A 362-nucleotide genomic window follows, 5' to 3' on the forward strand; every position below is an offset into this window, starting at 1 on the left:
TCCCCAGGGACACCCGCTGCCCGATGGAGCTGTCCACCTATTTCCGCATCAACGCGGCCAATACGGGGCAGTTCGAACGCACCCTGATCATTGCCGATGACCGCAGCACCGTCAGCTACCTGGAAGGCTGCACCGCGCCCATGCGCGACGAGAACCAGCTGCACGCCGCGGTGGTCGAGCTGGTCGCGCTGGATGACGCCGAGATCAAGTACTCCACCGTGCAGAACTGGTACCCGGGCGACGAAGAGGGCAAGGGCGGCATCTACAACTGCGGCACGAAGCGCGGCGTGTGCGGCGGGGACCTGGCCAGGAGCGCCTGGACCGAGGTCGACGCGGGCTCGGCGATCACCTAGAAGGTCCAC

1 pseudogene is annotated in these 362 nt (G+C 66.6%); it reads left to right on the forward strand.

The annotated features are described in order from the left end of the window. Nucleotides 1-350: pseudogene (locus tag D5687_RS11150) on the forward strand (SufD family Fe-S cluster assembly protein); the annotation flags it as partial. Between the last annotated feature and the right edge of the window lie 12 nt (nt 351-362).

Source organism: Guyparkeria sp. SCN-R1 (assembly GCF_003932495.1).
Classification (GTDB): domain Bacteria; phylum Pseudomonadota; class Gammaproteobacteria; order Halothiobacillales; family Halothiobacillaceae; genus Guyparkeria.